Annotated in this window: 21 protein-coding genes and 1 tRNA gene; 14 read left to right on the top strand and 8 right to left on the bottom strand. The window is 63.6% G+C overall.

Features of this window, described 5'->3' with window-relative positions:
* Positions 1 to 6: 6 nt before the first annotated feature.
* The 11 genes from nuoL (at position 7) to FJ430_RS16580 (ending at position 14023) form a co-directional block, all read left to right on the top strand.
* A complete protein-coding gene (nuoL, locus tag FJ430_RS16530; RefSeq protein ID WP_140705691.1) occupies positions 7 to 1980 on the top strand; it encodes an NADH-quinone oxidoreductase subunit L in 1974 nt (657 codons plus the stop codon).
* On the top strand, positions 1980 to 3485 hold the full coding sequence (locus FJ430_RS16535; RefSeq protein ID WP_140705688.1) for an NADH-quinone oxidoreductase subunit M: 1506 nt from the start codon (positions 1980 to 1982) through the stop codon (positions 3483 to 3485). Before nuoL ends, FJ430_RS16535 begins: the two co-directional genes overlap by 1 nt.
* A 14-nt stretch (positions 3486 to 3499) precedes the next feature.
* The gene (gene nuoN, locus FJ430_RS16540; protein ID WP_140705686.1) at positions 3500 to 4936 is read left to right on the top strand and encodes an NADH-quinone oxidoreductase subunit NuoN; all 1437 of its coding nucleotides are present in this window, start codon (positions 3500 to 3502) and stop codon (positions 4934 to 4936) included.
* Between the two features lie 4 nt (positions 4937 to 4940).
* Entirely contained in the window at positions 4941 to 5762 is an 822-nt protein-coding gene (locus tag FJ430_RS16545; protein ID WP_140705684.1) for a biotin--[acetyl-CoA-carboxylase] ligase, read from the top strand.
* Between the two features lie 96 nt (positions 5763 to 5858).
* Positions 5859 to 7529 carry a ribonuclease J gene (locus FJ430_RS16550; RefSeq protein WP_140705682.1) on the top strand — a complete coding sequence of 557 codons (1671 nt, stop codon included), beginning with the start codon at positions 5859 to 5861 and terminating at the stop codon, positions 7527 to 7529.
* Between the two features lie 114 nt (positions 7530 to 7643).
* Positions 7644 to 8048: a methylmalonyl-CoA epimerase gene (gene mce, locus FJ430_RS16555; RefSeq protein ID WP_140705680.1), complete on the top strand. Its 405-nt coding sequence runs from the start codon at positions 7644 to 7646 to the stop codon at positions 8046 to 8048.
* Complete coding sequence (locus FJ430_RS16560; RefSeq protein WP_140646676.1) at positions 8045 to 8329, top strand: DUF1467 family protein; 285 nt, start codon at positions 8045 to 8047, stop codon at positions 8327 to 8329. Before mce ends, FJ430_RS16560 begins: the two co-directional genes overlap by 4 nt.
* A 573-nt stretch (positions 8330 to 8902) precedes the next feature.
* Positions 8903 to 10231, top strand: a complete 1329-nt coding sequence (proS, locus tag FJ430_RS16565) for a proline--tRNA ligase (RefSeq protein WP_140705677.1) — start codon at positions 8903 to 8905, stop codon at positions 10229 to 10231.
* Positions 10228 to 11514, top strand: a complete 1287-nt coding sequence (locus FJ430_RS16570) for a lipoprotein-releasing ABC transporter permease subunit (protein ID WP_140653614.1) — start codon at positions 10228 to 10230, stop codon at positions 11512 to 11514. Before proS ends, FJ430_RS16570 begins: the two co-directional genes overlap by 4 nt.
* Complete coding sequence (locus tag FJ430_RS16575; protein ID WP_140646673.1) at positions 11514 to 12194, top strand: ABC transporter ATP-binding protein; 681 nt, start codon at positions 11514 to 11516, stop codon at positions 12192 to 12194. Before FJ430_RS16570 ends, FJ430_RS16575 begins: the two co-directional genes overlap by 1 nt.
* Before the next feature lie 578 nt (positions 12195 to 12772).
* Complete coding sequence (locus FJ430_RS16580) at positions 12773 to 14023, top strand: SRPBCC family protein (protein ID WP_140705675.1); 1251 nt, start codon at positions 12773 to 12775, stop codon at positions 14021 to 14023.
* 155 nt (positions 14024 to 14178) lie between these two features.
* On the opposite strand, the gene lipB is transcribed toward FJ430_RS16580, so the two are convergent.
* Positions 14179 to 14922, bottom strand: a complete 744-nt coding sequence (lipB, locus tag FJ430_RS16585) for a lipoyl(octanoyl) transferase LipB (protein ID WP_140705673.1) — start codon at positions 14920 to 14922, stop codon at positions 14179 to 14181.
* Between the two features lie 227 nt (positions 14923 to 15149).
* On the opposite strand from lipB, the gene FJ430_RS16590 reads away from it, so the two are divergent.
* Positions 15150 to 15234 (top strand) — tRNA-Leu (locus FJ430_RS16590).
* Positions 15235 to 15389: 155 nt separating this feature from the next.
* Here the strand turns inward: FJ430_RS16590 and sucD are convergent.
* The 5 genes from sucD to FJ430_RS16615 form a co-directional block, all read right to left on the bottom strand.
* On the bottom strand, positions 15390 to 16289 hold the full coding sequence (sucD, locus tag FJ430_RS16595) for a succinate--CoA ligase subunit alpha (protein WP_040981997.1): 900 nt from the start codon (positions 16287 to 16289) through the stop codon (positions 15390 to 15392).
* A 13-nt stretch (positions 16290 to 16302) separates the two neighbouring features.
* A complete protein-coding gene (locus FJ430_RS16600) occupies positions 16303 to 17490 on the bottom strand; it encodes a malate--CoA ligase subunit beta (RefSeq protein WP_140705671.1) in 1188 nt (395 codons plus the stop codon).
* Positions 17491 to 17510: 20 nt separating this feature from the next.
* A complete protein-coding gene (locus FJ430_RS16605) occupies positions 17511 to 18473 on the bottom strand; it encodes an HpcH/HpaI aldolase/citrate lyase family protein (protein ID WP_140705669.1) in 963 nt (320 codons plus the stop codon).
* Between the two features lie 10 nt (positions 18474 to 18483).
* Positions 18484 to 19674 (bottom strand): aminotransferase class V-fold PLP-dependent enzyme, encoded by a 1191-nt coding sequence (locus tag FJ430_RS16610; protein WP_140646668.1) that lies wholly within the window; start codon positions 19672 to 19674, stop codon positions 18484 to 18486.
* Between the two features lie 135 nt (positions 19675 to 19809).
* Positions 19810 to 20481 carry a response regulator transcription factor gene (locus tag FJ430_RS16615; RefSeq protein ID WP_140705667.1) on the bottom strand — a complete coding sequence of 224 codons (672 nt, stop codon included), beginning with the start codon at positions 20479 to 20481 and terminating at the stop codon, positions 19810 to 19812.
* Between the two features lie 361 nt (positions 20482 to 20842).
* Between FJ430_RS16615 and mgtE the strand changes: the two genes are divergently transcribed.
* Both mgtE and FJ430_RS16625 read left to right on the top strand, forming a co-directional pair.
* The gene (gene mgtE / locus FJ430_RS16620; protein ID WP_140705665.1) at positions 20843 to 22261 is read left to right on the top strand and encodes a magnesium transporter; all 1419 of its coding nucleotides are present in this window, start codon (positions 20843 to 20845) and stop codon (positions 22259 to 22261) included.
* 144 nt (positions 22262 to 22405) lie between these two features.
* Positions 22406 to 22792, top strand: coding sequence for a MerR family transcriptional regulator (locus FJ430_RS16625; protein ID WP_027168973.1), 387 nt, complete (start codon positions 22406 to 22408; stop codon positions 22790 to 22792).
* A gap of 327 nt (positions 22793 to 23119) precedes the next feature.
* Here the strand turns inward: FJ430_RS16625 and FJ430_RS16630 are convergent, their stop codons facing one another.
* Both FJ430_RS16630 and FJ430_RS16635 read right to left on the bottom strand, forming a co-directional pair.
* Positions 23120 to 23599 (bottom strand): methyltransferase family protein, encoded by a 480-nt coding sequence (locus tag FJ430_RS16630; RefSeq protein ID WP_140705663.1) that lies wholly within the window; start codon positions 23597 to 23599, stop codon positions 23120 to 23122.
* The gene (locus FJ430_RS16635) at positions 23596 to 24597 is read right to left on the bottom strand and encodes a DUF1624 domain-containing protein (protein WP_140705660.1); all 1002 of its coding nucleotides are present in this window, start codon (positions 24595 to 24597) and stop codon (positions 23596 to 23598) included. Before FJ430_RS16635 ends, FJ430_RS16630 begins: the two co-directional genes overlap by 4 nt.
* Positions 24598 to 24805: the final 208 nt, after the last annotated feature.

The following is a 24805-nucleotide window of genomic DNA, read 5'->3' on the forward strand; positions in this document are numbered from 1 at the left end:
ACCACCATGTATCAGGCTATCGTCTTCCTTCCGCTGCTTGGCTTCCTGATTGTCGGCCTGTTCGGCAATTCGCTCGGCGCCAAGGCTTCCGAATACATCACCTCCGGCTTCCTGGTGATCGCGGCTGTGCTGTCGTGGATCGCCTTCTTCGCCGTCGGCTTCGGCCATGGCGAGGTGTTCACAGTGCCAGTGCTGCGCTGGATCCAGTCGGGCGGCATCGACGCGTCGTGGGCGCTCAGGATTGATACGCTGACGGTGGTGATGCTGGTCGTCGTCAACACGGTGTCGGCGCTGGTTCACATCTATTCGATCGGCTACATGCACCACGATCCGAACCGTCCGCGCTTCTTTGCCTATCTGTCGCTGTTCACCTTCGCGATGCTGATGCTGGTGACGGCCGATAACCTCATCCAGATGTTCTTCGGCTGGGAGGGCGTCGGTCTCGCCTCCTATCTCTTGATCGGCTTCTGGTACAAGAAGCCGTCGGCCAATGCGGCGGCGATCAAGGCTTTCGTCGTCAACCGCGTCGGCGACTTCGGCTTCGCGCTCGGCATTTTCGGCGTCTTCGTGCTGTTCGGCTCGGTCAATCTCGGCACCATCTTCGCCAATGCGGCCTCCTTCCTGCCGGCCGAAGGCGCGCCGGCGGGCGCTGCCGTGCTCACTTTCCTCGGCCACGCGCTCGACAAGCAGTCGGCGCTGACCGTGGTCTGCCTGCTGCTCTTCATGGGCGCCATGGGCAAGTCGGCGCAGGTGCCGCTGCACACCTGGCTGCCGGACGCCATGGAAGGCCCGACGCCGGTCTCCGCGCTCATCCACGCGGCGACCATGGTGACCGCCGGCGTGTTCATGCTAGCAAGGCTCTCGCCGCTGTTCGAGCTGTCGCATACGGCGCTGACCGTTGTCACCTTCATCGGCGCCTTCACCGCCTTCTTCGCGGCGACGGTCGGCCTGGTCCAGAACGACATCAAGCGCGTCATAGCCTATTCGACCTGCTCGCAGCTCGGCTATATGTTTGTGGCGCTCGGCGTCGGCGCTTATGGCGCGGCGATCTTCCACCTGTTCACGCATGCGTTCTTCAAGGCGCTGCTGTTCCTCGGCTCCGGCTCGGTCATCCACGCTGTCTCCGACGAGCAGGACATGCGCAAGATGGGCGGCCTTCGCAATCTGATCCCGAAGACCTACTGGATGATGGTCATCGGCACGCTGGCGCTGACGGGCGTCGGCATTCCGGCGACGGTGATCGGCACCGCCGGCTTCTTCTCCAAGGACGCCATCATCGAAACCTCCTTCGCCAGCCACAATGCGGTCGCCGGTTTCGCCTTTATCCTGCTGGTGGTCGCCGCCTGCTTCACCAGCTTCTACTCCTGGCGGCTGATCTTCATGACCTTCCATGGCGAGCCGCGTGCCAGCCACGAGGTCATGCACCATGTCCATGAATCGCCGCCGGTGATGCTGGTGCCGCTCTATGTGCTGGCCGCCGGCGCGCTGTTCGCGGGTATCATCTTCCACGGCGCTTTCATCGGCGAAGGCTATGGCGAGTTCTGGAAGGCGTCGTTGTTCACGCTGCCGGACAACCACATCCTGCACGAGATCCACGAATTGCCGTTGTGGGTGGAATTGGCGCCGTTCGTCGCCATGGTGATCGGCCTGCTGGTCGCCTGGCAGTTCTATATCCGCAAGCCGGAGACGCCGAGGGAACTGGCGGCTAACCATCGCGGCCTTTACGCCTTCCTGCTCAACAAGTGGTATTTCGACGAGCTATACGACTTCCTGTTCGTGCAGCCGGCCAAGCGTCTCGGCCGCTTCCTGTGGAAGACCGGTGACGGCACGATCATCGACGGTCTCGGCCCGGACGGCATCTCGGCGCGCGTCGTCGACGTCACCAACCGGGTCGTCAAGCTGCAGACCGGCTACCTCTATCACTACGCCTTCGCCATGCTGATCGGCGTGGCCGCTCTCGTCACCTGGATGATGCTCTGATGACCGACTGGCCAATCCTCTCGCTGGTCACCTTCCTGCCGCTGGTTGGTGTTCTGCTCATCTTGTTCATCGACGATGACAATGAGAACGCGCGCCGCAACATCCGCGCCATCGCTTTCATCACGACGGCGTTCACCTTCGTCATCTCGCTGTTCATCTGGATGGGCTTCGACAATTCGCAGGCCGGCTTCCAGTTCGTCGAGAAGCACGCCTGGCTGGATTCGGGCATCTCCTACCACATGGGCGTCGACGGCATTTCGATGCTGTTCGTCATCCTGACCACCTTCCTGATGCCGTTCTGCATCCTGGCCTCCTGGGAAGCGATCGAGAAGCGGGTCAAGGCCTATATGATCGCCTTCCTGATCCTCGAGACGCTGATGATCGGCGTGTTCTGCGCGCTCGACATCGTCTTGTTCTACGTCTTCTTCGAGGCCGGCCTGATCCCGATGTTCATCATCATCGGCGTCTGGGGCGGCAAGCGCCGTGTCTATGCCTCGTTCAAGTTCTTCCTCTATACGCTCGCCGGCTCGGTGCTGATGCTGCTCGCCATCATGGCGATGTTCTTCCAGTCGGGCACCACCGATATCCCGACGCTTTTGACGCATAATTTCCCGGCCGGCATGCAGACCTGGCTGTGGCTCGCCTTCTTCGCCTCCTTCGCGGTGAAGATGCCGATGTGGCCGGTGCACACCTGGCTGCCCGACGCCCACGTCGAGGCGCCGACCGCCGGTTCGGTCATCCTGGCCGGCATCCTCCTGAAGATGGGAGGGTACGGCTTCCTGCGCTTCTCGCTGCCGATGTTCCCGGAGGCATCGGCGATGTTCGCGCCGCTGGTGTTCACGCTCTCGGTCGTTGCCATCATCTACACCTCGCTGGTGGCGCTGATGCAGGAGGACATGAAGAAGCTGATCGCCTATTCGTCGGTAGCCCACATGGGCTTCGTCACCATGGGCATCTTCGCGATGAACCAGGAAGGCGTGCAGGGCGCGATCTTCCAGATGCTCAGCCACGGCCTCGTCTCAGGCGCGCTGTTCCTGTGCGTCGGCGTCATCTACGACCGCATGCATACGCGCGAGATCGACGCCTATGGCGGCCTCGTCAACAACATGCCGAAATACGCGACCGTGTTCATGATCTTCACCATGGCCAATGTCGGCCTGCCGGGCACCAGCGGCTTCATCGGCGAATTCCTGACCATGCTCGGCGTGTTCAAGGTCAACACCTGGGTGGCGTTCTTCGCCGCCACCGGCGTTATCCTGTCGGCGGCGTATGCGCTGTGGCTCTATCGCCGAGTGATCTTCGGCGCGCTGACCAAGGACAGCCTGAAAAACCTGCTCGATCTGTCGCCGCGCGAGAAGGCGATCGTCTATCCGCTGGTGGTGCTGGTGATCTTCTTCGGCGTCTACCCGGCGCCGGTGTTCGACGCGACGGCCGCTTCGGTCAAGACGCTCGTCACCAACGTCACCGCATCCATCAATTCCGCGCAGACCGCGGCGGCGAACTGACTGGGGAATAGACCATGACGCCGGACCTTCTCTCCAGCCTTTCGCTCTCGACGCCGGAACTGATCCTGGCCGTCGGCGCGCTGGTGCTCCTGATGATCGGAGCCTATTCGCGCTCCAACAACACCACGACCGTGACCGGGCTGGCCGTCATCGTGCTGGCGGTTGCCGGCCTGTGGCTCGCCTTCTCCGACGGACGGGGCGCCGCCTATGGCGGCGCCTTCGTGCAGGATTCCTTCAGCGCCTTCATGAAGATGCTGGCGCTGATCGGCTCGGCGGTGACGCTGGTCATGTCGATGCGCTTCGCGCGCCAGGAACATTTCGACAAGTTCGAATTCCCGGTTCTTATCCTGCTCTGCACGCTCGGCATGATGCTGATGATCTCGGCCAACGGCATGATTGGGCTGTATCTCGGGCTCGAGCTGCAGTCGCTGGCGATCTATGTGCTCGCGGCGATCAACCGCGACAATCTGCGTTCGACCGAGGCGGGCCTGAAATATTTCGTCCTCGGCGCGCTGTCGTCGGGCATGCTGCTCTACGGCATCAGCCTCGTCTACGGCTACACCGGCAACACCGGCTTCCAGGAGATCGCGACGGCGCTCTCCAGCGGCGAGCGCCAGCTTGGCCTCGTCTTCGGCCTGGTGTTCGTGCTCGCCGGCCTTGCCTTCAAGATCTCGGCCGTGCCGTTCCATATGTGGACGCCGGACGTCTACGAAGGCGCGCCGACGCCGATCACCGCCTTCCTGGCCGCGGCGCCGAAAATGGCGGCGATGGCGCTGATCGTGCGCGTCACCATGGGCGCCTTCAAGCCGATCGCTTCGGACTGGCAGCAGATCGTCGTCTTCATCTCGATCGCCTCGATGGCGCTCGGCGCCTTCGCGGCCATCGGCCAGACCAACATCAAGCGCCTGATGGCCTATTCCTCGATCGGTCATATGGGCTATGCGCTGGTCGGCCTTGCCGCCAACAGCCAGGCCGGCGTGCGCGGCGTCGCCATCTACATGCTGATCTATCTGGTGATGACGCTCGGCACCTTCGCCTTCATCCTCGCCATGCGGCGCAAGGAGGGCAATGTCGAGCAGATCAGCGATCTCGCCGGCCTGTCCTCGACCAACCCGATCATGGCCACCATCCTCACCATCCTGATGTTCTCGCTGGCCGGCATTCCGCCGCTCGCGGGTTTCTGGGGGAAGTGGTACGTGTTCCTGGCCGCCATCAACGCGCATCTCTACGCGCTGGCGATCATCGGCGTGCTGGCCTCGGTGGTGGGCGCCTACTACTATCTGCGCATCATCAAGATCATGTGGTTCGACGAGCCGGTCGGCGGTTTTGTGCCGATGGCCAGCGAGCTGCGCCTGGTGCTCGGCGTCAGCGGCGCCTTCGTGCTGTTCTATGTGCTGATCGGCGGGCCGATCGGCAATTATGCCGAAGCCGCCGCCAAGACCTTCTTTTGACGGGATGGCATTTCGACTGGCTCCAACCGCGGCGTCGGAGGGGTTCCGGCTCGAGGCGCATGACAGCGTCGGCTCGACCAACGCGCTGGCGCTGGAACACGCGCGCGCCGGCGATCCCGGCAAGCTCTGGGTCGTTTCGAAGAAGCAGGAAAGCGGCCGCGGACGCCGTGGCCGTGTCTGGGCCACGCCCGAAGGCAATCTTGCGGCGACGCTGCTCCTGGTTCCGGGCGGCGAGCTGCGGCTTGCTGCGACGCTCGGCTTCGTCGCGGGGCTGTCGCTGGCCGACGCGCTCGACGCCGTCGTGCCGAAGGGCCGGATCGCCGTCGCCGTTGACGGCGCGAGCCAGGGCCGCAACCGCTTCGAGCTGAAATGGCCGAACGACGTGCTGGCCTCGGGCGCCAAGCTTGCCGGCATATTGCTGGAATCGACGATGCTGGAAGGCGGCCGCTTCGCGGTTGCGGTCGGCATCGGCGTCAATGTCGTGGCCTACCCGGAAGATTTGCCTTATCCGGCGACATCGCTGCAGGCATTGGGTGCGCAGTGCGACGCCGAAACGCTGTTCCTGGCGCTTTCGGATGCCTGGAGCGAGAATGCCCGGCTGTGGGATGACGGGCGCGGGCTCGATGCCATCAGAAAGCGCTGGCTTGGCCGCGCAGCGGGCCTCGGCGGCGAGGTTGCTGTCAGAATTGACGGTAATGTGGTGCGCGGCGTCTTCGAGACCATTGACGAGGACTGCCGTTTTGTGATCCGCGACGATGAGGGATCGGTTTTGACGATCGCGGCCGGCGACGTGCATTTCGGCGCTGTCGCCTCGGCCCGGGTATAATTTTGTTTTTGCGCAATTCCGGACGGAAAACCGTGACACGCTTTTCCCGGAATTGTGCCAACGGCTTGGCCAAGGCGGCCAGGAAGGAAAGAATTCATGGCGAATAAGGAAAACGCCGAGCTCGTTTTCGCGCCGCTGGGCGGCGTTGGCGAGATCGGCATGAACTTCGCCCTTTACGGCTATGGGCCTGCCGACGCGCGCGAATGGATCATTGTCGATGTCGGCGTCACCTTTCCGGACTCGGCACATCCCGGCGTCGATCTCATCCTGCCCGATACGCGCTTCATCGAGGAGAATCTCGACGGCCTGCGCGGCATCGTCATTACCCATGCGCATGAGGACCATTACGGCGCGCTGCTCGATATCTGGCCGAAGCTTAAAGTCCCTGTCTGGATGACGCCGTTCACGGCCGGCCTGCTCGAGGCCAAGCGGCAGGGCGAGCAGAACGCCCCGAAGATTCCGGCGTCGATCTACCGGGCCGGCGAGAAATTCACCATCGGACCTTTCGAGATCGAGGCCATTCCAGTGGCGCATTCGATCCCCGAGCCGATGTCGCTGGCGATCACCACGCCCGCCGGCACCGTCATCCACACCGGCGACTGGAAGATCGACCCGGCGCCGACGATCGGCCCGAAGACCGACGAGGCGCGTTTCCGCGCCTATGGCGACAAGGGCGTGCTGGCGCTGATCTGCGATTCCACCAACGCGTTGAGGGAAGGGGAGTCGCCGTCGGAAGTCGCGGTCGGCGAAGGCCTCAAGGGCGTCATCGAGAAAGCCAAGGGGCGCGTTGCCGTCACCACCTTCTCCTCCAATGTCGGGCGCATCGTCTCGATCGCCAGGGCGGCACGCGATGCCGGCCGGCAGTGCCTGGTGCTCGGCCGCTCGCTGAAGCGCGTCATCGATGTGGCGGGCGAGCTCGGCTACATGGATGGCCTGCCGGAGTTCATCGCCGAGGAAGACTACGGCTATATCCCGCGCGAGAACCTGGTGATCATCTGCACGGGCAGCCAGGGCGAGCCGCTGGCCGCGCTTGCCAAGCTTTCGCGCGACGAGATGAAGTCGGTGGCGCTGACGGCCGGCGATACCGTCGTGTTTTCCTCGCGCACCATTCCCGGCAACGAGAAGGCGATTCTCGAGATCAAGAACCGGCTGATCGATCTTGGCATGAAGATCATCGAGGACGGCGATGCGCTGGTGCATGTGTCGGGCCATCCGCGCCGCAGCGAGTTGCGCAAGATGTATGAATGGGTCCGGCCGCAGATCGGCGTTCCCGTGCATGGCGAGGCGGCGCATCTGGTGGCGCAGGGCTCGCTGATGTCGATGTCGGGCATCGGCCAGGTGGCGCAAGTGCGCGACGGCGACATGCTCAGGCTCTGGCCCGGCCCGGCGACGATCATCGACCAGGTGCCGTTCGGGCGGCTCTACAAGGATGGCTCGCTGATCGGCACCGACCAGGCGATGGGCATACGCGACCGCCGCAAGCTTTCCTTCGCCGGCCATGTCGCCGTCAATGTCGTGCTCGACGACAAATATGAGCTTGCCGGCGACCCCGACCTGGTGGCGATCGGCGTCGCCGAGGCCGATGCCAGCGGCGAGACGCTGGAGGACCTGATGCTCGATGCGGCAATCGGCGCGGTGGACTCCATTCCACGCCAGCGCCGAAAAGACCTCGACCTAGTGCAGGAAGCGGTGCGCCGTGCCGTGCGCGGCGCCGCCAACGAAGCCTGGGGCAAGAAGCCGCTGGTGACTGTGTTTGTGACGAGATGAAGAGTAGGGCAGTAGGGAATAGGCAGTAGGCAGTAGGCAATAGGAAAGCGATTGCTTTTAGCTCGCCAAATTTGCTTCCTACTGCCTACTGCCTACTGCCTAGGGAAACCGCCAATGCTTGGACGCCTGAACCATGTCGCGCTTGCCGTGCCGGATCTGGCCGCGGCAATGGCCGCCTATCGCGATACGCTGGGCGCGCGGTTGAGCGAGCCGCAAGCGCTGCCGGAGCATGGCGTGACCGTCGTGTTCGTCGATGTCGGCAACACCAAGATCGAGTTGCTGGAGCCGCTGGGCGAGACTTCACCCATCGCCGCGTTCCTCGAGAAGAATCCATCCGGCGGCATGCATCACGTCTGCTATGAGGTCGACGACATCCTGGCCGCTCGCGATCATTTGAAGCAAAGCGGCGCGCGCGTGCTGGGCGACGGCAATCCGAAGATCGGCGCGCATGGCAAGCCGGTGCTGTTCCTGCATCCCAAGGATTTCTTCGGCACGCTGGTCGAACTGGAGCAGATATGAACTGGATACTGTTCGCCGCGCTGTTCTTCGTCATCTGGTGGATGGTGCTGTTCGTTGTTCTTCCGTTCAGCTTGCGCACCCAGGACGACGACCAGGATGTCACGCTTGGCACCGTTTCCAGCGCGCCGCGCGGCCCGCATATGCTGCGCGCCTTCGTCCGCGCGACGATCGTGACGGTGGTCGTGATGGGCATTCTCTACGGCTTGACGATGGGCCTGGGGTATAGCTTCGACGACGTCATGCGGATCATGCCGGACTTCACGCCGGACGTCAGTCACTGAAGGCGACAACGCAGTTTCCGCAAGTATTGAGCAGCATACGCGCGCCAAGGTTGAGATCGGAAGCCGGCTTCCGATTCAACGGCTAATCACGCCTGATGCTGTTTGGCAGATGGTTGTGTTAAGCAGATGATTGCACAAAAAAAATGCAAGGCACAAGGCCTTGCAATTTAAACGCGTCCGATCTGTTTCCGGTGTCCGGCGGCAGCGAGTTACCGCGCCTAGATCGCATCCTCCCAAGACTTTGACCGCGTAGGAGAGCAGATTTTTCTCCGCCCTCTCGGTTATCGGCGCACACTAGACCAAGGCAGGTGAAAATGTCACGAAGAATTTTGCCTCGAAACAGGCAATATCGTGCTGCACTGCACAATAGTGCGGCAGGGCTTGCTTGTGAATCGATCAAAAAGCCATTTGCGGCACTTTGCAGCCAAAATCGCCTTTTTGGTAAGGTGCAGAAGGCCCCGATACTTTGGGGCACTCGGGTTTCCATTCGGCCATGAAATGGCTATGAAGCCCGGGCAAGCAGCCTCGGTTGCGCCGATTCCCGCGCCGCCATTTTCACTCACGGACCAGTCCATGCGTTTGTCGCGCTATTTCCTGCCCATTCTCAAAGAAAATCCCCGCGAGGCCGAAATCGTCTCGCACCGGCTGATGCTGCGCGCCGGCATGATCCGGCAGCAGGGGCAGGGCAGCTTTTCATGGCTGCCGCTGGGAAAGCGCGTGCTGGACAAGGTCTGCCGGATCATCCGCGAGGAACAGAACCGCGCCGGCGCGCTGGAAATCCTGATGCCGACCATCCAGTCGGCGGATCTGTGGCGAGAAAGCGGCCGTTACAACGACTACGGCAAGGAGATGCTGCGCATCAAGGACCGCCAGGATCGCGACATGCTCTACGGGCCGACCAATGAAGAGATGGTCACCGAGATTTTCCGCGCCTATGTGAAGTCCTACAAGGATCTGCCGCTCAACCTCTACCACATCCAGTGGAAGTTCCGCGACGAGGTGCGCCCGCGCTTCGGCGTCATGCGCAGCAGGGAGTTCCTGATGAAGGATGCTTACTCCTTCGACCTCGATTTCGAGGGCGCCAGGGCCGCCTACAACCGCATGTTCGTCTCCTACCTCAGAACGTTCACACGCATGGGGCTGCAGGCCATTCCGATGCGCGCCGACACCGGCCCGATCGGCGGCGATCTCAGCCATGAGTTCATCATCCTGGCCGACACCGGCGAGAGCCAGGTGTTCTGCGACCGCGCCTATCTGTCGCTCGACGTGCCGGGCGCCGGCACCAACTTCTCCAACGATGCCGAGATCGGCGACATCGTGAAGAAGTGGACGACGCCTTATGCCGCCACCGACGAGATGCATGAAGAGGCGGCCTGGGCGAACGTTCCGCCAAGCGAGCAGGTCTCGGCGCGCGGCATCGAAGTCGGCCACATCTTCTACTTCGGCGAGAAATACTCCAAGCCCATGGGCGCCAAGGTGACCGGACCCGACGGCAAGGACCATTACGCCTCGGGCGGCTCCTATGGCATCGGTCCGTCGCGGCTGGTCGCGGCGATCATCGAGGCGAGCCATGACGAGAACGGCATCATCTGGCCGGAGGCGGTGGCGCCCTTCGATATCGGCCTGATCAACATGAAGGTCGGCGACGGCGAATGCGACCGCGTCTGCGACGAGCTTTATGCGGCGCTCACTTCGGCCGGCAAGGACGTGCTCTATGACGACACCGACCAGCGGCCCGGCGGCAAGTTCGCCACCGCGGATCTGATCGGCCTGCCGTGGCAGGTGATCGTCGGACCGCGCGGCGTGGCCGCCGGCGAGGTCGAGATCAAGAACCGCAAGTCGGGCGAGCGCGCCACACTGCCGATCGCGGAAGCCAAGAAACGCCTGGGTATCGCCGCATGAGCGAGCCGGCGGCAGCGGCCAGGTCAGCGGCGGGCGCTTTCTCCGGCTTCGAACGCATGGTGGCCTGGCGCTATCTGCGCTCGCGCCGCAAGGAAACGGTGATCTCGGTCATCGCCTCGATCTCCTTCCTCGGCATCATGCTGGGCGTCGCGACGCTGATCGTCGTCATGGCCGTGATGAACGGTTTTCGCGCCGAATTGCTCACCCGGATCCTCGGCGTCAACGGCCACCTCATCGTGCAGCCGCTCGATTCGCCGCTGGAGGATTACGCCCAGGTGGCGAGCCGCATCAACGGTGTCGCGGGCGTCAAATACGCCATTCCGCTGATCGACGGCCAGGTGCTGGCGCAAGGCAATGTCGGCGGCGGCACGGGCGCGTTGGTGCGCGGCATCCGCGGCGAGGATCTCGGCAAGATTTCGATCGTCGCCAGCAACATCAAGCAGGGCACGCTCGACGGTTTCGACACCGGCGACGGCGTGGCGATCGGCAAGCGTATGGCGGAAAGCCTCGGACTGGTGCTCGGCGACACGATCACGCTGATCTCGCCGGACGGCGACGTGACGCCGCTCGGCACCACGCCGCGCATGAAGGGCTACAAGGTGGCGGCGATCTTCGAGGTCGGCATGTCGGAATATGACAGCTCGATCGTCTATATGCCGTTCTCCGAAGCGCAGCTCTATTTCAACATGGACGGCCGCGCGCAGACCATCGAGATCTATGTCGACAATCCCGACAATGTCGACGCGCTGAAGCCGCTGGTCGAGCAGGCGGCGCAACGGCCGGTCGATCTCGTCGACTGGCGCCAGCGCAACGAGACCTTCTTCTCGGCGCTGCAGGTCGAGCGCAACGTCATGTTCATGATTCTCACACTGATCGTGCTGGTGGCGGCGCTCAACATCATTTCCGGCCTCATCATGCTGGTGAAGGACAAAGGCCACGACATCGCCATCCTGCGCACGATGGGCGCCTCGCGCGGCGCGATCTTGCGCATCTTCCTGATGACCGGGGCGGCGATCGGCGTCACCGGGACCATCGCCGGCGTGCTGCTCGGCGTCGTCATCTGCCTCAACATCGAATCGATCCGCCAGTTCTTCTCCTGGATGACCGGCAGGATCCTGTTCAACCCCGAGCTGTATTTCCTCAGCCAGCTGCCGGCGAAGATGGATCCGCGCGAGACGACCTACGTCGTCATCATGGCGCTGGCCCTGTCGTTCCTCGCGACGGTGTTTCCGGCCTGGCGGGCCGCCCGGCTCGATCCGGTCGAAGCCTTGAGGTACGAATGATGGCCGAGGCCATTATCGAGTTGAAGGGCGTCGAGCGGCACTACGTCCAGGGGCCGCGCAAGCTCACCATCCTGAACGGCGCCGACTTTTCGCTGCGGCGCGGCGAGATGGTGGCGCTGGTGGCGCCGTCGGGCACCGGCAAGTCCACACTGCTGCATACGGCGGGGCTGCTGGAGCGGCCCGATGCGGGCGACGTGATCCTCGCCGGCCGTGCCTGCGGCCGGCTGTCGGACGAGGAGCGCACCGCGATCCGCCGCAACGATGTCGGCTTCGTCTACCAGTTTCATCATTTGCTGCCGGAGTTCTCGGCGCTCGAGAACATCATGATGCCGCAGCTGATCAAGGGGCTCTCCTCCAAGGACGCTTCGGAGCGGGCAGCCCAGCTTCTCGACTACATGCAGATCGGCAAGCGCGCGCAGCACCGGCCGGCGGAGCTTTCCGGCGGCGAGCAGCAACGCGTCGCCATTGCCCGCGCGGTCGCCAATGCGCCGCTGGTGCTGCTGGCCGACGAGCCGACCGGCAATCTCGATCCGGTCACCGCCTCCTATGTGTTCGATGCGCTGGAGGCGCTGGTCAGGCAGTCGGGCCTCGCGGCGCTGATCGCCACCCACAACCATGAGCTGGCCTCGCGCATGGATCGGCGCGTGACGCTGGCCGAGGGTAAGGTCGTGCCGCTTTAGGCCAAACCGATATTCGGATGAGGCTGGCCTGCGGACGGCAGCTTCCGGCCTTCGCCGGCCGAAGCCCTCATAAGTGTCTCCGCTCATGAAGGCTACGGCCGGCGTGGGCCGGTTCTCGGAACCCGCCATCCTCGACTCAGCCCGATCCGAATCTCGGCTTGGCATGGCTCTGCGCAAATACCCCCAATCGTGCGCTAACCTTTCCTTAACCCTGCAGAAATGGACCGCCCGGATTCGTTCGGCGCGGTGTGTGGCGGCCGTTGACATTCGAACAAAATTAGAACAAACTACGAACATACTAACAACGGAGAGAGTTATGTCTGATCTGGTTCAGGATGTCGTCTCGCTGGTTTGCATGAGCACCTTCCTCGTTTCCATGGCGATCTGGATCGGCGCCATGTGATCGGGCGGCCTAGCCGCCGCCGGGACGGGCAAATGCCCGACCGTTGTTCGGGCGGGCAAGAGCCCGCCCCGGGATAGGCAAGGGCCGCCCGGTGATGGGCAAGAGCCCACTCCTTGTTAAGTCTTTCTTGGCCGCGCCGACGCTAGGTTGCTCCCTCAAGACAGGAGCGAATTTGGTGTCGGTCATCGTCACGGTCACCCTCGTGGCCGGCAATCTCGGATTGATCTTTCTTTTGATGACCGTGCCGCTCGGACTGCGCACGGTGACGGTCAGCCGCGTGATCAAGGCCGACCGCGATCGCCTCTGGCAGGCGCTGTGGCCGTTCGGCGGCGACGCCGGATGGTCCGGCGAGATCCTTTCCGCCGAGCCGCTGGACGGCGAGGGGACGGTGCTGATCAAGCTGTCCTGGGAAGGGCGTGACGGCCGGCCGATCGAACGCAAGGCGCGGTTCGAGGATGTGAGGGAAGGCAGCCGCTTTTCGATGCGGGTTATTGAGGACACTGCGCTCGATCCGTCGTTCTGGGCAAACTATCGCGAGACCGCCGAACTCGTACCCGAGGGTGATGCGACGCGGGTCACGCTTACTCAAACCGATCGCTACCGCGGCGTCGCGTTCCTGGTCTTCCGTTTCTTCGCCATGCGCCGCGAGCTCGGCAAGCTGGACGTCTGGGCGGCTACCGGCACGTATCGCAAGGGCGGCTGGTTCGAGCATCCGCTGAGCCAGATCGGCTTTGCCGTGCTTTCGGCCCTGATCCTGTGGCCGTTCTTCGGCCTCAATATCGGCGGCCTGGCCCTTGCCGCGATCCTGACCTCGGTGGTCGCCCTGCACGAGCTCGGCCATATGGCGGCCTTCCGGCTGACGGGGCATCGCCGGGCACGGATGATCTTCATTCCGCTGCTTGGCGGCATTGCCATCGGTGGAAGGCCCTATGACAGCCGCTTCGAGGTCGCTTTCGTGGCGCTTATGGGCGCAGGCTTCTCCGCTTTCCTGGTGCCGGTGCTGATCGCCGCCAGCGGCTTCGCCAACGGCGAGGGACATCGGCTTGTCGCCATGCTCCTGGCAACGCTCGCCGGCTGCGCATCCCTGTTCAACATCGCCAATCTGGTGCCGGTGTGGAAATTCGACGGCGGCCAGGTGCTGCGTCAGATCTGCCCGGGTCCGGCAGCACTCGCGCTGGCGTCCTTCCTGCTGCTCTCGGCGCTTCTGGCGCTCGGCTGGCGGGCCGGTTTTTCGCCGAGCTTCCTGCTGATCGCCGGCGCGGTGTTCGCGATCCTCAGCCTGATCACCATGGGCAGCGGCGTGAAGCCGCGACACGAGCTGAAGCCGATCAAGACCTTCGACCGGCTGGCCATGGCCGGCGCGCTGCTCGCCGTCTTTGCCATCCACGGCTACGGGATGCTGTGGGCATCCGCGCAGCTGATGTAGAGTATGTTGATATTCAGATGAGTCCGGCCTGCAAACGGCAGCTTCCTGCCCTTCCGGTGCTCACGTACTTAAGTACGCTCCGCTCCGGTTCTCGGAACCCACCATTTTCGGCTCGGCCTGACCTGAATCTCAACACACTCCAGGCGGAGCGACGTTCAGCCAGCCTTGCGAGCAGGCTCGGCGACCGAAACTGCGGCAGGCCCGAACACATCCTCAAACGCCGATTTCAGCGCCAGATCAAGATCTGCCATGGTGACGGGCAGGCCGAGATCAACAAGGCTGGTCACGCCGTGGTCCGAAACGCCGCAGGGCACGATGCCGCTGAAATGGCCGAGATCCGGCTCGACATTGATGGCGATGCCGTGGAAGCTCACCCAGCGCCGTAGCCGGATGCCTATTGCCGCGATCTTGTCCTCGACCGACGTGCCGTCCGGCAGGGCAGGACGATCCGGCCGAACCACCCAGACGCCGACGCGGTCCTCGCGTCGCTCGCCGCGCACATTGAAGGCGGCAAGCGTGGAGATAATCCATTGCTCGAGCGCCGCGACGAAGGCGCGCACATCCTCGCGCCGGCGCTTCAGATCGAGCATGACATAGGCCACGCGCTGGCCGGGGCCGTGATAGGCGTATTCGCCGCCACGGCCCGCGGCAAAGACCGGGAAGCGGTCGGGGTCGATCAGGTCCTCGATGCGGGCGCTGGTGCCGGCGGTGTAGAGCGGCGGATGCTCGACCAGCCAGACCATTTCGCCTGCCGCGCCGCTGCGGATCGCTTCGGCGCGAGCCTCCATGAAGGCAAGGGCATCCGGATAGGCGGTAAGGCCTGGCTCGATCACCCATTCGACCGGTGCCGAGCCGGGCAGGGGCAGGAACGACGTGGCGATCTGGCTGCGTTCTGTCATGGAACTTTCTCGATGCTCCTCCCATATGGCGGCAATCGGCCAAAACGTCCAGTTCCGGCAACGTGAAGGCGGGCTGCGGAGGCTTGTGGAGGCAACACCTCGTCCGCCCAAAACCTCTGCGCACCTGTCGGTGATACGCATTCGCGAATATTCCGCTCAGCGCACTTGTTTCGCCGGAAACGATTTGCTACAGGCCCCGAGCCGGACGGTTCCGGCTCCTACCACGTGCGGTCGTGGCGGAATTGGTAGACGCGCAGCGTTGAGGTCGCTGTGGGGCAACCCGTGGAAGTTCGAGTCTTCTCGACCGCACCAAAATCTCCGCAAAAAGCCAATGAATCCGGCGATGGCAGGCGACTGTCGCCACGGCTGCGTGCGTCTTGCTCGCCAAAACGAAAGCGGCGGCGGGTCATGAAGACCGCCACCGCCTGGAATTCCCAACCAATCCAAAGCCGTCAGGGCTAGACCGATCAAGCAGCCTTCTTCGTCCGCGCCAGCGTATCGGCCACCACTTCGCCGAAGGAGGCGGGGGTAGGCACGATGACGACGCCGGCTTCCTTCAGGATCTCGACCTTTTCCTGCGCCGACTCGCCGAAGGCGGAGATGATCGCGCCGGCATGGCCCATGCGCCTTCCCTTCGGTGCGGAAAGCCCGGCGATGTAGGCGATCAGGGGCTTGCGCATATTGTCGCGCGCCCAGATCGCGGCTTCGGCTTCCTGCGGGCCGCCGATCTCGCCGATCATCACCACAGCGTCGGTGTCGTCGTCCCGTTCGAAGAGCTGCAGGATGTCCTTGAAGGAAGAGCCATTGATGGGGTCGCCGCCGATGCCGACGCTGGTCGACACGCCGATGCCGAGCGCCTTCATCTGCGAGGCCGCCTCGTAACCCAGCGTGCCTGAGCGGCCGACGATGCCGACGCGCCCCGGCAGATAGATGCTGCCTGGCATGATGCCCATCAGCGCCTGTCCGGGGGTGATGACGCCGGCGCAGTTCGGGCCGACCAGCCGCATGCGGTCCTCGAAGCGGTAGCGGCGCATGTAGCGCTTGACCCGCATCATGTCCTGCGAGGGGATGCCGTCGGTGATGCAGACGCAGAGTTTTATCCCGGCGTCCGCGGCCTCCATGATCGAATCGGCGGCGAAGGGCGGCGGCACGAAGACGATGCTCGCCTCGGCGCGGGTCTCGCGCACCGCACCCTTGACCGTGTTGAAGACAGGCAAGCCGAGATGCGTCTGGCCGCCCTTGCCGGGGGTGACGCCGCCGACCAGCTTGGTGCCGTAGCGCTTCATGTCGTCGGCATGGAAGCTGCCGATCTTGCCGGTGAACCCTTGCACGATCACGCGCGTGCTGCGGTTGAGCAGGATTGCCATTTCTCGACCTCCCTCAGGCTGCTTTTTTGTTCTTGGTGGCTTCGCGCCAGGCGGCGACGGCCTTTTCGGCGGCTTCGGCCAGTGTGTCGGCGACGATCACCGCCTCGCCGGAATCGGCCAGGATCTTGCGCCCTTCCTCGACCTTGGTGCCGGAAAGGCGCACCACCAGCGGCACATCGACGCCGACCTCGCGGATCGCCTTGATGACGCCTTCGGCGACCCAGTCGCAGCGGTTGATGCCGGCGAAGATGTTGACCAGGATGGTCTCGACATTCTTGTCGCCGAGCACGGCTCGGAAGGATTTCGCCACCCGCTCCGGCGAGGCGCCGCCGCCGATGTCGAGGAAGTTGGCCGGCTCGCCCCCGGCGATCTTGATCATATCCATCGTCGCCATGGCTAGGCCGGCGCCGTTGATGATGCAGCCGATATTGCCGTCGAGCCCGACATAAGAGAGGCCGCGGTCGCTGGCGAACGTCTCGCGCGGGTCTTCCTGGCTCTTGTCGCGCAGCTCCGAGATTTCCGGGCGACGAAACAGCGCGTTCTCATCGAAGGACATCTTGGCGTCGAGCGCGACGAGGTTGCCGTCGCGCGTCACCACCAGCGGATTGATCTCCAGCATCGTGGCGTCGTAGTCGCGGAACACCCGGTAGCAGCCGAGGATGGTTTCGGTCGCCTTGCCGATCAGATTGTCCTCGAGCCCGAGGCCGAAGGCGATCTCGCGCGCCTGGAAGCGCTGCATGCCGACGCCCGGATCGACGGTGGCGCGGATGATCGAATCCGGCGCCGTCTCGGCGATCTCCTCGATCTCCATGCCGCCGGCGGCCGACGCCACGATCATGACGCGCTCTTCCTTGCGGTCGAGCACGAAGCCGAGATAGAGCTCCTGCGCGATGTCGACGGCTTCCTCGAGATAGAGGCGCGAGATCAGCTTGCCGCGCGGGCCGGTCTGCTGGGTCACCAGTTTACGCCCGAGCATGGCTTCGGCCGCGTTGGAGATCTCCTCGTCGTTCGAGCAGAGCTTGATGCCGCCGGCCTTGCCGCGCGCGCCGGAATGGACCTGCGCCTTCAGCACCCATTTCGCGCCGCCGATCTCCCTGGCACGGTAGGTCGCCTGTTCGGGGCTGTAGGCGAGGCCGCCGCGCGGCACATGCACGCCGTGGCGGGCAAGCAGTTCCTTGGCCTGGTATTCGTGGATGTCCATCTTGTCCTCCCGGTATTTTTCTATTGCGCGGCAGCGTGCTGCTGACCGGCGCGCTCGATCGCCTCGTTGACCACCAGCACGTTGCGCGCCATGCGCTCCGAAGCGGCGTCGATCATCTTGCCGTCGAGGGCGGCGGCACCCTTGCCGAGCGCTTCCGCTTCCTTCAGCACTTCGAGGATGCGGCGGGCGCGCGTGACTTCCTTCTCCGGCGGCGAGAACACGTCGTTGGCCAGGGCGATCTGCGAGGGATGGATCGCCCATTTGCCCTCGATGCCGAGTGCCGCGGCGCGCCGGGCGGCCGCTGTGTAGCCTTCCGGATCGGAGAAATCGCCGAACGGCCCGTCGATGGCGCGCAAGCCATAGGCGCGGCAGGCGACCGTCATGCGCGACAGCGCGAAATGCCACTGGTCGCCGGGATAGTCGGGGTTGAGGCCGCCGATGTTGACGGTGCGCGCCTTGTTTGAGGCGGCATAGTCGGCGACACCGAAATGCATGGCTTCCAGCCGGCCGGGCGCGGCGGCGATCGCTTCGACATTGGCCATGCCGAGCGCCGTCTCGATCAGCGCTTCGAGACCGACGCAGGTCTTGAAACCCTTGGCCATCTCGATCTGGTTGACCATGGCCTCGACCATATAGAGGTCGGCCGGCACGCCGACCTTCGGCACCAGGATCGTATCCAGCCGATCGCCGGCCTGCTCCATGACGTCGACGACGTCGCGGTACATGTAATGCGTGTCGAGGCCGTTGATGCGCACCGAGACGGTCTTGCCCTTGGCGCGCCAGTCGATGTCGTTGAGCGCCTGGATGATGTTCTTGCGGGCGCGCTCCTTGTCGGGCGGCGCGACCGCATCCTCGATGTCGAGGAAGACGAAGTCGGCGGCGCTGTTGGCCGCCTTGTCGATCATCTCCGGGCTCGAACCCGGGACGGCGAGCTCGCTGCGCTGGAGTCTCAGCTTCTTCAGATGGTTGATGGTGTGGCTCATGGTCCGCTCCTCACGCCGCCTTGGCGACAGGGACGCCGGCCGTGCGGCGGAAGTGCTCGATCGCCGCGGCCACGCCCGAGCCGGGCGCGAGGCGCACGCCGCAATCGAGCAGCGCCATTTCGGCCGCCGACAGCGAGGCACAGACCATCACCTCGTTCAGCCAGCCGAGATGGCCGATGCGGAAGACTTTTCCGAACACCTTGTTCAAGCCGCCGCCGAGCGACGTCTGGTAGGCCTGGTAGGCGCGCTTGACGACATCGCCGCTATCGATGCCTTCCGGCACCATAATGGCGCTGACCGTGTCGGAATGCCATTTCGGCGCCTTGGCGCAGAGCTTCAGGCCCCAGGCGTCGACCGCCTTGCGCACGCCTTCGGCAAGGCGATGGTGGCGGGCGAAGATGTTGTCGAGCCCTTCCTCCTCGATCAGGTCAAGCGAGGCGCGCAGGCCGCGCAGCAGCTGAGTCGCCGGGGTGTAGGGGAAATAGCCGGCATCGTTGGCGCGGATCATGTCGTCGAAGGAGAAGAAGCAGCGCCGGTGCGTCGAAATCCGCGAGGCGGCCAGCGCCTTCTTGCTGACCGACAGGAAACCGAGGCCGGCCGGCAGCATGAAACCTTTCTGCGAGCCGCTGACGGCGCAGTCGACGCCCCATTCCTCCTGGCGGAAGTCGATCGAGCCGATCGAGGAGACGCCGTCGACGAAGAGGAGCGCCGGGTGGTTCGCCGCATCGAGCGCGGCGCGGCAGCCGGCGACGTCGCTGGTGACGCCCGTCGCGGTCTCGTTCTGCGTGCAGAAGACCGCCTTGATAAGGTGCGCCTTGTCGGCCTTCAGCCGTTCCGCATAGATTTCGAGCGGAACGCCGGTGCCCCATTCGCAGTCGATGATTTCGACCTCGAAGCCGAGGCGCTCGGCCATGTCGACCCACAAATGCGAGAACTGGCCGAAGCGCGACATCAGCACCTTGTCGCCGGGGCTGAGCACGTTCGTCATCGCCGCTTCCCAGGCGCCGGTGCCGGAAGAGGGGTAAATGAAGACGCGGCCGCTTTCGTTCTTGAAGACTCGTTTGATGTCCTCGAAGAGCGGCAAGGTCAGGTCCGGGAAGGAGGCGGCGCGCATATCCTCCATCGGCAGGTTCATGGCCTGCCGGACTTGCTCTGGAATGTTGGTAGGCCCCGGGATGAAAAGATGCGTGAACCCAGCCATGCGCGAAATTCCTCCGATCGTTTGGGATTGTGGAGGCAGTTTCGTTTCGACGAGGCCTTGCAACAACACCTTGCCGGGTAAGTTGTTGGCCCTTGCGGGTGGGTTGGTCCTACCCGATTGGCCTACCCGGGCGGCCTAACCGAAAGGCGGTTTGGACGTGCGGCGTTTCTCGCTGGAATAAAGCGCGACGGCCATGGCGCGGTTGCGCACGTCCAGCTTGTCGTAGAGATTCTTCAGGTGATACTTCACCGTGTTCTCGGAAATCCCGGTCCGCGTTGCAATCTGCAGGTTGGTCCAGCCGTCGGAAAGCACCGCCAGCAATTCGCGCTCGCGTACGGTGAGCCGCGACAATGGCGTGTCGTTGACCTTGTTGATGTCGATATAGGGGATGCAGATGCGGCCATGCGCCACCGCAAGAATGGTTTCGAAGATCACCGGCGGATCGTCGAACTGGAAGCAGTAGCCCTGCACGCCGAGGCGTACGCATTGCTTCAGAATGCCGATATCGTGGTCGTTGGAAAAGATCGTGATGCGCACACCGAGCTCGCGGCTCTGAACTTCCGTAAGCACATCGGCGCCATCCATGTCGGCGAGCTTCCAGCCGACGACGGCGACGTCGAATTTCGTGGCGGCGGCCAGTTCCAGAAATTGCGCGCCGCTGTGCACGGCATCGAGCAAATCGAAACGCCCGTCGCATTCCAGCATTTCGCGCAGCGCCGAAACAACGAAAGGATTGCGCTCGGCGACGACCACGCGAACGCGCCGCTCGGTATTTCCTTGGTTCGTCTTTGCGGACTTGATGTTCAAGGGCAGCGTTTGTCCTCGGACTGTTTAGCGATGCGCTGATCCTGCTGGATCATGCATCATGACAATTCTGCCTCAATGGGGAAGGGGTGCTCTTTCCCCAGCGACATGCGCTGTCGCGTCGACTGAAGCGATTGTCACGCCTGCGAGGCGGGCGCCGTATACTGCTCTTGTGGGGGTGCGAGTCGAAGACAACCGCCACATTTCCTTGGCTATTCCGTGCGCTAGAGCGACATCTTTCCAAGACGAATCCTATTGCCGCGCTATCTGCCGCACAGGGTTTGGATTTCCCGAAAAGCGGTTTCCACTTTTCGGGATCATGCACTAGACCTCATTTCGGGATTCCTCGTTGCGGGAGGCGCTGGTGGAAGGCCAGGATAGACAGACGACCGGCGCCGCGCCCGCCGAGGAGCACCATGCCGACATCTATGGCGAGGACGGCGCCGTTCGCGCCTCCTTCCTTGCCCAGATCGGCGCGGCGATCGCCGACCGCGACACGATCACCCTCAAGCGCGAAGTCGACGACCTGCACCAGTCGGAGCTCGGCGACGTGCTGGAGGCGCTTCACCCAGAACAGCGCCGCGCACTGGTCGAACTGCTCGGCTCCGATTTCGACTTCTCCGCGCTGACCGAGGTCGACGAAGCGATCCGCCTCGACATCGTCGACAACCTGCCCAACGCGCAGATCGCGCAAGCGGTGCAGGAGCTCGATTCCGACGACGCCGTCTACATCCTCGAGGACCTCGAGAAGGAGGACCAGGACGAGATCCTGTCGCAGCTGCCTTTCACCGAGCGCATCAGGCTGCGGCGCTCGCTCGACTATCCGGAGGAGACCGCCGGCCGGCGCATGCAGACCGAGTTTGTCGCCGTGCCGCCGTTCTGGACGATCGGCCAGACCATCGACTACATGCGCGAGGACAAGAACCTGCCCGAGCGCTTCAGCCAGATCTTCGTCATCGACCCGAGCTTCAAGCTGCTCGGCGCCATCGATCTGGACCAGATCCTGCGCACCAAGCGCGCGATCAAGGTCGAGGAGATCATGCATGAGACCCTGCACGCGATCCCGGCCACGATGGACCAGGAAGAGGCGGCACGGGAGTTCGAACAATACAACCTGCTCTCCGCCGCCGTGGTCGACGAGAACGTGCGGCTGGTCGGCGTGCTGACCATCGACGACGTGGTCGACGTCATCCAGGAGGAGGCGGAAGAGGACCTTCTGCGCATGGGCGGCGTCGGCGACGAAGAACTATCCGACACGGTGCTCGCCACCTCGCGCTCGCGCGTGCCCTGGCTGCTGGTCAACCTTGTGACCGCCTTCCTCGCCGCTTCGGTGATTGGCCTGTTCGACCGCACGATCGAGCATATCGTGGCGCTGGCGGTGCTGATGCCGATTGTCGCCGGCATGGGCGGCAATGCCGGTTCGCAGACCATGACCGTCACCGTGCGCGCGTTGGCAACCAGGGATCTCGATATCTACAACGCGGCGCGCATCATCCGCCGCGAGGTCGGCGTCGGCTTCATCAACGGCATGGTGTTCGCGGTGCTTATCGGCATGGTCGCCGGTTTCTGGTTCCGCGACCCCAATCTGGGCGGCATCATCGCGGCGGCGATGATCATCAACATGTTTGCCGCCGCGCTGGCCGGGATCCTCATCCCGCTGGTGCTCGACCGCTTCAAGATCGATCCGGCGGTGGCCTCCGCGGTCTTCGTCACCACGGTCACCGACTGTGTCGGTTTTTTCGCGTTCCTGGGGCTGGCGACGTGGTGGTTTAGAGTGCCCTAAATCAACATGCCCGGCGTTAATTGACTTTTACGTAAATGCCGTGCGAGGTTGCCCCTGGGTCACGCGCCGATTCCGGCGCGGGATGGGTCTGATCGGAGGGAAGGGCGACGCTCCAAGCGGCGATGCCCGGGCTTGGGAGCAGGAATGCGGGAATATTATACGATCACCGAGCTGACACGCGAGTTCGACGTGTCGACGCGGACGTTGCGTTTTTACGAGGACGAAGGGCTGGTGCAGCCTGTAAGGCGCGGCCGCACGCGGCTGTTCCGGCCGTCCGACCGGCACCTGATCCGCCAGATCATGCGGGGAAAAAGGCTCGGCTTCTCGATCAACGAGATCCGCGAGATCATCCAGATGTACAAGGAGCCGCCCGGCGAGGTCGGCCAACTCAAGCTGATGATCAAGCGCATCGAGGAGAAACGCGAGGACCTGCGCCAGAAGCGGCGCGACCTGGAGGAGACGCTGGCCGAGCTGGACCAGGCTGAAGAGTCCTGCGTGGAGCGGCTGGCTGAGTTGGGTGTGAATACGTGAAGCGCGGTGAGCAGGAGTTTTGCAGGGCAACTATCGCAAACGTTCGAGATTAGCCGGTGCCTCTCAGCTTCGTCATCCACGGGCGGAGCGGGAGCGAAGCGGACGCGGAGACCCGAGGATCCATTCCGTGACCTTGATCGAAGAGTGCAGCAGAGCAGAAGTCTGCACCGTTGCAACGCCTTGATGTCACGGAATGGTCTGCGCGCGTCGCTTCGCTCCTTGCTTCGCCATAGAATGACGACAGGAGAGGCGTTGCGGCTAAGGCGAGGCACGCAACCCTGACTGCTAAAGAAGCATGACCCCGCACCGATCCAAGCGAGGCAGCCCTCAGATCCAGCGGCGCACCCTTTTTGCGTAGTCGCGGTATTTCTTGCCGAACTTCGCCGCCAGGATCTTTTCTTCCTTCTCGATCGCCAGCTTTTGCGTGGCGAAGGCGGCGAGGAAGGCAAAGAGCAGGAACCAGGCGATGCCGGTGATGAAGGCGACGCCGATCAGCAGCAGCGTGTTGGCTAGATACATCGGGTTGCGGGTGATGCCGAAGGGGCCGGACGTCACCAGGTGGTCCGGCTCGGCATTGGGGTCGAGTGTCGTCTTGGCCTTGAACATGGCGCGGATGGCCGTGATCCACAGCATGGCGACGCCGAACAGCGCCACCCAGCCGACGCCGAACAGGAGATCGCCGAAGATGTCGCCGATCCAAGGCAGCGGGTAGAGCATGCCGAGGGCGACGCTGAGCGCGATCGCCACGACATAGATCACCGGCGGCCAGGGAATGATCCCGTGTCTGGACTTTACGATGCCCGTCATTGCTGCCCTCCCTCCATCTGGTCCTCCGTCGTGGCGGTGCAGGTTTCCGCCAGGTCGGCCAGATGCGATTTCCAGACGCTGGACTGGTCGTTGGCGTAGAGCTTGTCGAGAGACCCTTCGCCCTTCAGCGTGTCCAGCATGCAGCCACAATAGCTCGTACAGAACTTGCTGTCCCGCTGCTGTTCGCACTGCGCCTGGCAAGCCGGCAGGAAGCCGGCTTCCCTATCCTGCGGGGCGGCGGGCATGACCTGCGAGAACATCCATACCGAGCCGAACAGAAGCGGCTGGTGGATGAGGTAGAAGGCAAGGCTGTGCCGGCCGATGAAGGTCAGCGGGTTGGACCAGCGGCCGGGCAGCCATGTTCCCAGCCGGGCGAGAAGCCCGGATGAGGAAGCGAGCTTCACCGCGGCGATCCCCAGCAGAACAGCGCCGAACCATGGGAAAAGCGGCACATAGTCGTTGGAACGCGGGTTGCTGGCGGAAAGGCCCACCCACCACAGCGCCGGATGGTCGAACAACTCCGAGCGCAGATAGTAGGGGGCTGCAATGACGGTCGCGGCGATGATGGCCGTCAGCAGCCAGGGCAGCCTGAGAAAGGCAAGGCCGAGCAGGCTCGCCAGCGCGATCTCGTGCAGGATGCCGAAGAAGATGAAGCCGTCCGGGGTGACGAAATAAGTGATCGTCGAAATGGCGATCGCCGCCACGGCGACCATGGCAAAACGCTTCCAGAAGCCTGGCCAGCGGATCTGACGGCCATGGGCGAGGAAGAGGCTGACGCCGACCAGGAACAGGAAGGTCGAGGCAATGCAGCGCGCATAGAACTTCCACCAGCCGAAGGCGGTGAGGGCTGGCGCGGTGTAGCCGAAATTTTCGAGGTCCCAGGTGAAGTGGTAGCTCGCCATCGCGATCAGTGCGATGCCGCGCAGGATGTCGATGGCCTGGATGCGGCCGCGCTTGGGGGGATCCTGAACGGGTTCGCCGGTCGTTTGAACGCTCATTGATCTCGCAATCCGATTCAGTCCTGCCGAACGACTATCACGGTTCAAGCCGACGACAGAAGCAGGCGGCCATCAATGCGTTTCATGGCAGCCATGAAATTTCGCTTTAGGCCAGCGCCGGAAAGCCTTTGGCAAGCTTCGCTTTTCGGCCTCTGGGGGTCGGTTTCCTGCTACCGGCCAGCAACTGGTCCGGCCAGATTTGGCGAAG

This window comes from Mesorhizobium sp. B2-8-5, assembly GCF_006440675.2.
Classification (GTDB): domain Bacteria; phylum Pseudomonadota; class Alphaproteobacteria; order Rhizobiales; family Rhizobiaceae; genus Mesorhizobium.

Excerpts from the sequence above, each read along its gene's own strand:
- sucD (WP_040981997.1), bottom strand. The coding sequence starts at position 16,289 with ATGGCAATCCTGCTCAACCGCAGCACGCGCGTGATCGTGCAAGGGTTC.
- FJ430_RS16635 (WP_140705660.1), bottom strand. The coding sequence starts at position 24,597 with ATGAGCGTTCAAACGACCGGCGAACCCGTTCAGGATCCCCCCAAGCGC.
- FJ430_RS16575 (WP_140646673.1), top strand. The coding sequence starts at position 11,514 with ATGGCCGAGGCCATTATCGAGTTGAAGGGCGTCGAGCGGCACTACGTC.
- nuoL (WP_140705691.1), top strand. The coding sequence starts at position 7 with ATGTATCAGGCTATCGTCTTCCTTCCGCTGCTTGGCTTCCTGATTGTC.
- proS (WP_140705677.1), top strand. The coding sequence starts at position 8,903 with ATGCGTTTGTCGCGCTATTTCCTGCCCATTCTCAAAGAAAATCCCCGC.
- lipB (WP_140705673.1), bottom strand. The coding sequence starts at position 14,922 with ATGACAGAACGCAGCCAGATCGCCACGTCGTTCCTGCCCCTGCCCGGC.
- nuoN (WP_140705686.1), top strand. The coding sequence starts at position 3,500 with ATGACGCCGGACCTTCTCTCCAGCCTTTCGCTCTCGACGCCGGAACTG.
- FJ430_RS16610 (WP_140646668.1), bottom strand. The coding sequence starts at position 19,674 with ATGGCTGGGTTCACGCATCTTTTCATCCCGGGGCCTACCAACATTCCA.
- mce (WP_140705680.1), top strand. The coding sequence starts at position 7,644 with ATGCTTGGACGCCTGAACCATGTCGCGCTTGCCGTGCCGGATCTGGCC.
- FJ430_RS16550 (WP_140705682.1), top strand. The coding sequence starts at position 5,859 with ATGGCGAATAAGGAAAACGCCGAGCTCGTTTTCGCGCCGCTGGGCGGC.
- FJ430_RS16570 (WP_140653614.1), top strand. The coding sequence starts at position 10,228 with ATGAGCGAGCCGGCGGCAGCGGCCAGGTCAGCGGCGGGCGCTTTCTCC.
- FJ430_RS16545 (WP_140705684.1), top strand. The coding sequence starts at position 4,941 with ATGGCATTTCGACTGGCTCCAACCGCGGCGTCGGAGGGGTTCCGGCTC.
- FJ430_RS16535 (WP_140705688.1), top strand. The coding sequence starts at position 1,980 with ATGACCGACTGGCCAATCCTCTCGCTGGTCACCTTCCTGCCGCTGGTT.
- FJ430_RS16605 (WP_140705669.1), bottom strand. The coding sequence starts at position 18,473 with ATGAGCCACACCATCAACCATCTGAAGAAGCTGAGACTCCAGCGCAGC.
- FJ430_RS16600 (WP_140705671.1), bottom strand. The coding sequence starts at position 17,490 with ATGGACATCCACGAATACCAGGCCAAGGAACTGCTTGCCCGCCACGGC.
- FJ430_RS16630 (WP_140705663.1), bottom strand. The coding sequence starts at position 23,599 with ATGACGGGCATCGTAAAGTCCAGACACGGGATCATTCCCTGGCCGCCG.
- FJ430_RS16560 (WP_140646676.1), top strand. The coding sequence starts at position 8,045 with ATGAACTGGATACTGTTCGCCGCGCTGTTCTTCGTCATCTGGTGGATG.
- FJ430_RS16625 (WP_027168973.1), top strand. The coding sequence starts at position 22,406 with ATGCGGGAATATTATACGATCACCGAGCTGACACGCGAGTTCGACGTG.